This is a genomic window from Methanocalculus sp. (assembly GCF_030651615.1).
Lineage (GTDB): Archaea > Halobacteriota > Methanomicrobia > Methanomicrobiales > Methanocorpusculaceae > Methanocalculus.
Genome location: NZ_JAUSCG010000082.1, coordinates 1 through 7,060 on the forward strand (window position 1 = coordinate 1; position 7,060 = coordinate 7,060).

Here is a 7,060-nt window from a genome sequence, read left to right on the forward strand (position 1 = left end):
TAGTTACAAACGCCCCGACCTCGTCATGCCGAATATCTGCCTCGCCAAGTCCTGCTGTGACAGCCCAAACAACTTCTTCAGCGGTAATGCCAAGGCGCGCACCTATCCCGATTACATAGGGTTTTGATCGGATAAGGACCGATACTCCCGGCCCGGCGACGACGATTCCGGGCTCCGGGATCTCATAGACAGGGACATCCCCATCAAGAAAAGCTGCGTTTACCTTTCGGGTAGATGGGCGGTTTATTACCCGGCACTCTTCTGCCTGCGCATACCCTTCCACAGACGGACGTCCATACACCTCGGTTGCTGTTGAGATCACAGGAGTTACCCCAAGTACTGTGAGCCGGTATGCGAGATCGTTTCCTCCATGATGCCCCCCGAGTATCGGGATGGCATACTGACAATCCGGGGTTACGACGACGACCGCCGGGTCATGCCATTTATCTGTCATGAGGGGTGCGCATGAGCGTACTGCGATCCCAGCCGACATCAGTGCGATGATCCCTTTGTACTCCTGAAATGCGGATGCAAAGACATCATCATGGTAGGTGAGAAGATCTGCCTCTATTGCTTCTGCTATCTCTTCTCCGAGTGTTAAAAATCGTGGCAGAGCAATGACACAGCACTTCATGAGTAGAGATGTGAATGGATAAACCCGCTCTCGATCCCAAGGACAGCCTCTCCGATGATGATCAGGGCAGTTTTTGTGATCCCTGCCGCATCCGCTTTATCTGCGATATCGGCAACTGTTCCTTTGACGATACGCTGATCGTCCCAGCTGGCATGATAGACGACAGCTGCAGGTGTATCCTGTGAGCATTCAACCCGCTCCATAATCTCATGGATCTTCTCTGTTCCAAGGAAGATGACAAGTGTCTCACCGAAACGGGAGAACTCACGGATTCGGTCATACTCAAGTGTGGCACCTGCCGGGCGGGTGATGATGACGCTCTCCGAGACCCCTCTGAGGGTAAACTGGGTCTTGAGTGCCGCTGCTGCTCCAAAGAGGGAAGAGACGCCTGGAATGATCTCAGCAGTGATGCCTTCCCTTGCAAGAACCGCCATCTGCTCCACAATCGCACCATATATTGCCGGGTCTCCGGAATGAAGACGGACAACACGTTTCCCCTCTGAGACGCCGGTTCGGATTGCCCCACATATCTCGTCTAAATTCATCTTTGAAGAGTCGAGCTTCTGTTCCGCAGGAGATGCTTCGACGAGCTCCGGGTTCACAAGAGATCCCGCATAGATGAGAATATCTGCTCTCTTTAACAGATCCATCCCCTTCACCGTGATCAGGCCGGGATCTCCACATCCGGCACCAACAATAAAAAACTGGCTCATTTACTTCCTCGCATAGAGTATGCTAAAATAACTGCTTTCATCAGGGAGTTCATTCCCTGAAAACACTGCCATACCTTCCATAAACATCCGCTCAACCAGGATGAACTCAGAATACCCTTCTCCTCTGAGTCGTTCTGCTGCCTGTTTTGGATGTCTGACCTTCAACGTGATAGAAACATCCGGATCTGATCCATCTGAGACTGAAAAGCTCCTGGATATCGGGACACCGGCAACTGAAGCGAAGGCGGTGATCGAGCTTATACCGGGTACCGTCTCACATTCGATCTCCGGGTGATCCCGCTTTAAGATTGCTGTCAGACGCGAAAAGGTGGAGAAGAAGTTGGGGTCCCCGATGATCCCAAAGATCGCAGTCCCCTTCATGGCATAGGGGGCAATTCTCTTTGCATTCTCCTCCATACAGGCTTCGATATATGACTCGTCGCTTGTCATCGGAAAATCAAGAGTGACGGCATCGCTCCTGTAGGGTTCAACGAGATTGTACGCCATCTCACCCGGCACAAAGACCGCTTCTGCCTCACGAAGGAGCCGTGCCGCCTTGATTGTAAGCAGTTCGGGATCTCCGGGCCCAAGACCCACTGCGATCAACATCTGCTACACCCCCCTACAATGATGTATATCGGATTAATCGGTTTGAACATGGTCTTTCCAAGGAGATCGTACGATCGTGAAACCTGAATATGGATCGCTTCGGAGAAGATTCCAAGAGATCGCATCTCGGCGATGGCAAGAGCCGCCGTCTCAAGGAGTACTGCATTGACAACGATTGATCTCACCCTCTTCTCAGCAAGTGCCAGAAGAATCTCTGAAAGTCCCTTCGTTCCTCCAATGAATGCCACATCAATCTTCTGCTTCTCCGAAAGGAATTGTATGGCATCCCCTTCTATTAAAGTGATATTTCGGCATCCGGCAGACTCAATCGTCTCACGAGCGACATTAATTGCCTCAGGCCGGAGGTCTATAGCAAAGACATGCTCTGCGGTCTTTGCAATGGCAATACTGACCGACCCTGTTCCACATCCGATGTCGATGGCATAATCCCCGGGAGATATCCCGAGTTTCTCCAGTGCTACCGCACAGACTTCAGGCTGTGTCGGCCCCCCTCTCAGTTCACTCGTTGTCATAAGATCGTTTGTTTAATCAGGCAGGATCTGGCCCACCTGCCGGTCAGAAAATATTGGCTGGAAATCTTAATAGTTATTGGGTCTCTCTCCTGCAATTGAGAGATATCTGTTCTGAGCAGATATACTGGTAAATCACATGATTTCTCCTGATAAGAATCAATATTATTAAACGTCCATCTGATCCATTACATTGTCAATGCTCAATATACGACGGGATATCTGTGGGTATTGTGGAGCGTGTGTCTCCGTCTGTCCGGAAGGTGCCCTTGAGCTCATAGATGCATATCTTACGGTGGATCACACCTGTATCGATTGTGGTATCTGTGAGAAAGTCTGTCCGCTCGGCGCTCTGGAGGTCATTAAGGAATGAAACGACAGTATGATCTGCTGATCATCGGTGGAGGGCCCGGTGGGGCGTTAGCAGCGAAGACTGCGGTAGAGAAAGGTCTATCTGTCTGTCTTGTTGAGAAACGACCTGCCATTGGGGCTCCTGTCCGTTGTGCGGAGGGTATCGGAAAAGAGCTGCTGACTGACTTCCTGCCTCCCGATCCAAAATGGATCTGCACGGATATTGAACGTGCCGAGCTTATTGCTCCGGATGGATTCTCAATGCTCCTTGAACCAAGGATGGCGGGTAACGAGGTCGGTTATATTCTTGACCGGAAAGTCTTCGATCGTGAACTTATCTGGAAAGCGGCAGAGGCCGGTGCTGAGACCTATGTGAAGGCAAGGGCAACCGCACCGATTATGAAAGATGGCGCCGTTGCTGGTGCTGTCATCGAGCAGCATGGGAAAATATACGACGTGCATGCCGATATCGTCATTGCTGCAGATGGCATTGAGTCGAAGTTTGCCAGATGGGCAGGGATCAACACTACTGTCCCGCTCCGGGAGATCGAGACCTGTGCGCAGTACCTGATGACCGGAATCGACATCGATTCGCAGAAGACCTCTTTCTTCCTTGGAAATGAGGTTGCACCTGCCGGATATGTCTGGATCTTCCCAAAAGGTGATGGGATTGCTAATGTCGGTCTTGGAATCGGTGGCGGGAAGAGCGGTGCTGGTCATCGCGCAAAGGATTATCTTGACCGGTTTGTATCCAGGATGTTCCCTGACGGGAAGATAATCGAACTTATTATCGGTGGTGTCTCGATCTGTAAACCACTTCCCTGCACCGTTGCTGATAATATGATGATCGTCGGTGATGCGGCACGCATATCTGATCCGATCACCGGCGGGGGCATCTATAATGCGATGTACACCGGCAGGCTCGCCGGAGAGACCGCAGTCAACGCAATCGAGCTTGGAAATACCAAAAAAGCTTCATTAATGCCTTATGATTCCGAATGGCGTGCTTCAAAGATGGGTAAAGCACTTGATCGGAACTATGCAGTGAAAGAGGTCTTCACAAAGCTCTCAGATGAAAAGCTGAATACTATCATACACTCGATAGCAAAACTGAATCTTGAGGAGTTCAGCACACTGACTCTTATCACAGAATTGATCAGGGCAAACCCGTCACTCCTCCTTGAATTGAAGCACCTCAGATCCTTTCTCTGAGGTTGCCTCCCCCGGTCCCTGACCGGGAGGAACTACAGTTTTCTGAACTGCTGGCTTAAATACCTGAGAGTATTCATCTCAGCATCTTTTCTTGAGAAGACCGTGATGGTATCTTCAGGACGAATGACGATATCTCCGCGAGGGATGATGAGTTCTCCTGCCCGGTGTATTGCGATGAAGACATAATCCTTCACCTCAAGCTCACGGATCTCTCTATCCACTCCGTGAGATCCGGCTTCAACAGTAATCTCGAAGATGCCTCCTCCCGGTATTGAAGCGAGCGCCAGTGTGTTTGGATTCTCTGCCCATGTGTAGAGTGATCGAGCCACTATTTCGTCAGGATTTTCGCTTATCCTGACACCAACCTCTTTAAAGAGCTCCGAATGCTCCTTCTGGTTGACGACTGATACCACATTTGGAACGGAGTACCTTTTGGCGAGCCAGCAGGTCATCAGGTTTGCGGCATCATCACTTGTGGTTGCAACAAGTGCATTCGCATGATCGATTCCCGCATCTTCAAGGATGGATTTGTCGGTGGCATTACCGGTGATGGCAAGGAGATCGTAGGATTCAAGCATATAGGAGCACCGATCCTCGTCCTGATCGATGACTACCACACTGTCGCCATTTTCAGCGGCAAATGCAGCAAGATTTCTGCCGATTCCGCCGAGCCCCACCACGATGATGTACATATACGGGATTACCTGTGCTCTAATTAAAATACCTTGCGGAGTGATTTGTATTCATGTTCTGTGGTGTCGATGAAGCCGGGAAGGGTGCTGTCCTTGGCCCAATGGTGGTAGCCGCCGCAGGAATCGTCGACTCTTCAATTATTGACCCCATCGGTATCCGTGATTCAAAACAGCTCTCTCCACGGAGGCGTGAGGAGATCTATACGATCCTCATCTCTGCATGCGAATATCATGTCGTATATATCTCCCCGGAAGAGATCGATTCTTCTCTTCCTGTTGAGTCGTTAAACCTTGTTGTTGCACGGGCTCATGCCGCCTGTGTTGCGGCACTTTCTCCCAGAACTGCATACCTTGATGCCTGTGATGTGAACGCTGCCAGATTCGCTGATACGGTTCTGCATCTCCTCAAAACACCCTGTGAGATCATTGCAGAGCATCGGGCCGATAACTCATATATGATTGTCGGGGCTGCAAGCATCATCGCAAAAGTGCTCCGGGATCGTTCGATACAGGAACTTCGAGAGGAGTATGGGGATATCGGGAGCGGATACCCATCAGATAAAAAGACAGTCCAGTTTCTTAAAGACTATATCCGGGAGTATGCGGCACCTCCCCCCTGTGCACGAAAGAGCTGGAAGACTGTCTCGGGACTTCTCTCTGCACAGAACCAGTCTTCCCTCTTTGATTTCTGATCTGATGAAGGGTATTAAGAAGATATATCTCCAATAGTAATCCTAATGGAATGGCTTTTCCCCGTCATTATTGCGATTCTTCTCTATGCGATAATTGCAGCGGTAATTCGACGCAACAACCTGTTTTCTGAAAATATTACGTTCTTTGGTCCGATAATGGCCATTAAAACAGATAAGGTTGGTTTCTTTGACAGGTTTATCCCATTCAAAGCGTTCTTCCGTATCTATGGAACATTTGGTGTTCTGATGGTCGTCGTCATCTCCGGACTGATGACGTACCTTCTTCTCAAAACAACAGAGATCACTCTTCTGACACGACCTGAGCCGAGTGACTTTCAGAAACCTCAGAATATTCTTCTGATACCGGGGGTCAACGAATTTATCCCTTCAACTTTTGCGGTATGGACTGCCCTTGTTCTGACAATTGCAATCCATGAGTTCGGTCATGGTATTCTCTGCAGAATCGAGGGAATAGCAGTGAAGAGTACCGGCCTTCTCCTTGCTGTTATTCCGATCGGTGCATTTGTTGAGCCGGATGAAGAAGATCTGGAGAAGACTCATGGTATGCCGAAGATGCGGATGTTTGGTGCAGGCATTGCCAATAACCTCACAGTTGGTATCATCTGTTTCATCGCGCTTATTCTCCTCCTTGGTATGGTTGCCCCCTCCCCTGTGCCGGTTGTCACCGGGGTATATCAGGATTATCCTGCATGGGGTGCCGATCTCCCCTACCCTTCCATCATCACGATGGTAAACGGTGAGCCTGTTGCCTCCCGTGAAGAGGTGTCTGCCCTCCTTTCTCAGACAAAACCTGGTGATGCCATCAGTCTTACTGTTGTATCCGATGGTTCCGAAATAGAACGGGAGCTTATCCTCTCCGAATGGCCGGACGAACTTGAAACAGGGTACACATCAGGATTTATGGGCATCTCGTACTATGACAGCGATCGGGTAGTCGCAGTCTTAGGCAATCTCGTCTCCCCGGAAGGGATGCTCTACCTACTGATTGCACCATTGAACATCGTTCCTGGAACAGAATTTCTGAGGGTGATCCCTTATGACTCTGTTGAAAATACGTATCTTCAGGTACCATTTGACGGGTTCTGGGAGGTTATCCATCTCCTCTTCTGGATAGGATGGATCAACATTATGGTAGGGATCTTCAATGCCCTCCCGATGGTTCCACTCGATGGTGGTTATATTCTGAAAGAAGGGTTGAACCGACTCCTTGACAGGCGCGGGTTTGGCAGGTATGTCGATAGTATAGTCAGCACCGTCTCCTGGGCGGTGCTCCTGATGATCCTGGCACCGATACTTCTCCCCTATCTCTTTCATCTCTGATGAAAAATGGGGGGATTATCTTCCTTTCCGGATCATCGGGATGGCGTTACATCCTTCCATCTCTCCAAAACAGAAGATGAAACGGTCGCGGATTGTCTGCGGCATCTCTTTTTCGCCGATTCTCTCAAAACCGAGGGATGAATAGAACCGAATCAGCGGGAGGGTTGAATGGATGTAGATCGTCTCCTTTCCACATGTCTGAAGGAGTGCAATGACAACATGTCGTGCATATCCTTTCCCCCGGTATCTCTCCGGAGTGAAGACACAGTCCATCTCAAGACCATCT

General features: G+C 49.9%; 10 protein-coding genes. 4 read left to right on the plus strand and 6 right to left on the minus strand.

Going from position 1 to position 7,060, the window contains the following annotated elements:
* The 4 genes from Q7V06_RS03320 to cbiT all read right to left on the minus strand — a co-directional run.
* Positions 1 to 634: cobalt-precorrin 5A hydrolase (locus tag Q7V06_RS03320; protein ID WP_304838058.1), on the minus strand; the 634-nt coding region annotated here is incomplete at its 3' end.
* Positions 631 to 1,347 carry a cobalt-precorrin-4/precorrin-4 C(11)-methyltransferase gene (locus tag Q7V06_RS03325; protein WP_304838061.1) on the minus strand — a complete coding sequence of 239 codons (717 nt, stop codon included), beginning with the start codon at positions 1,345 to 1,347 and terminating at the stop codon, positions 631 to 633. The genes Q7V06_RS03325 and Q7V06_RS03320, both read right to left, overlap by 4 nt.
* Positions 1,348 to 1,956 carry a cobalt-factor II C(20)-methyltransferase gene (locus tag Q7V06_RS03330; RefSeq protein WP_304838063.1) on the minus strand — a complete coding sequence of 203 codons (609 nt, stop codon included), beginning with the start codon at positions 1,954 to 1,956 and terminating at the stop codon, positions 1,348 to 1,350. It lies immediately after the preceding gene.
* Positions 1,950 to 2,489: a precorrin-6Y C5,15-methyltransferase (decarboxylating) subunit CbiT gene (gene cbiT, locus Q7V06_RS03335; RefSeq protein WP_304838066.1), complete on the minus strand. Its 540-nt coding sequence runs from the start codon at positions 2,487 to 2,489 to the stop codon at positions 1,950 to 1,952. Before cbiT ends, Q7V06_RS03330 begins: the two co-directional genes overlap by 7 nt.
* 196 nt (positions 2,490 to 2,685) lie before the next feature.
* Here cbiT and Q7V06_RS03340 point away from each other — a divergent pair, with 196 nt between their 5' ends.
* Together Q7V06_RS03340 and Q7V06_RS03345 are read left to right on the plus strand one after the other, a co-directional pair.
* Positions 2,686 to 2,859 carry a 4Fe-4S binding protein gene (locus Q7V06_RS03340; protein ID WP_304838069.1) on the plus strand — a complete coding sequence of 58 codons (174 nt, stop codon included), beginning with the start codon at positions 2,686 to 2,688 and terminating at the stop codon, positions 2,857 to 2,859.
* A complete protein-coding gene (locus Q7V06_RS03345; protein ID WP_304838071.1) occupies positions 2,856 to 4,049 on the plus strand; it encodes an NAD(P)/FAD-dependent oxidoreductase in 1,194 nt (397 codons plus the stop codon). Before Q7V06_RS03340 ends, Q7V06_RS03345 begins: the two co-directional genes overlap by 4 nt.
* A gap of 32 nt (positions 4,050 to 4,081) precedes the next feature.
* On the opposite strand, the gene Q7V06_RS03350 is transcribed toward Q7V06_RS03345, so the two are convergent.
* Positions 4,082 to 4,741: a TrkA family potassium uptake protein gene (locus tag Q7V06_RS03350; RefSeq protein WP_304838073.1), complete on the minus strand. Its 660-nt coding sequence runs from the start codon at positions 4,739 to 4,741 to the stop codon at positions 4,082 to 4,084.
* A 53-nt stretch (positions 4,742 to 4,794) separates the two neighbouring features.
* Between Q7V06_RS03350 and rnhB the strand changes: the two genes are divergently transcribed.
* Both rnhB and Q7V06_RS03360 read left to right on the plus strand, forming a co-directional pair.
* Positions 4,795 to 5,433, plus strand: coding sequence for a ribonuclease HII (gene rnhB / locus Q7V06_RS03355; protein ID WP_304838075.1), 639 nt, complete (start codon positions 4,795 to 4,797; stop codon positions 5,431 to 5,433).
* Between the two features lie 45 nt (positions 5,434 to 5,478).
* Positions 5,479 to 6,774: a site-2 protease family protein gene (locus tag Q7V06_RS03360; protein WP_304838078.1), complete on the plus strand. Its 1,296-nt coding sequence runs from the start codon at positions 5,479 to 5,481 to the stop codon at positions 6,772 to 6,774.
* A gap of 15 nt (positions 6,775 to 6,789) precedes the next feature.
* Here Q7V06_RS03360 and Q7V06_RS03365 read toward each other — a convergent pair.
* Positions 6,790 to 7,060: GNAT family N-acetyltransferase (locus tag Q7V06_RS03365; protein WP_304838081.1), on the minus strand; the 271-nt coding region annotated here is incomplete at its 5' end.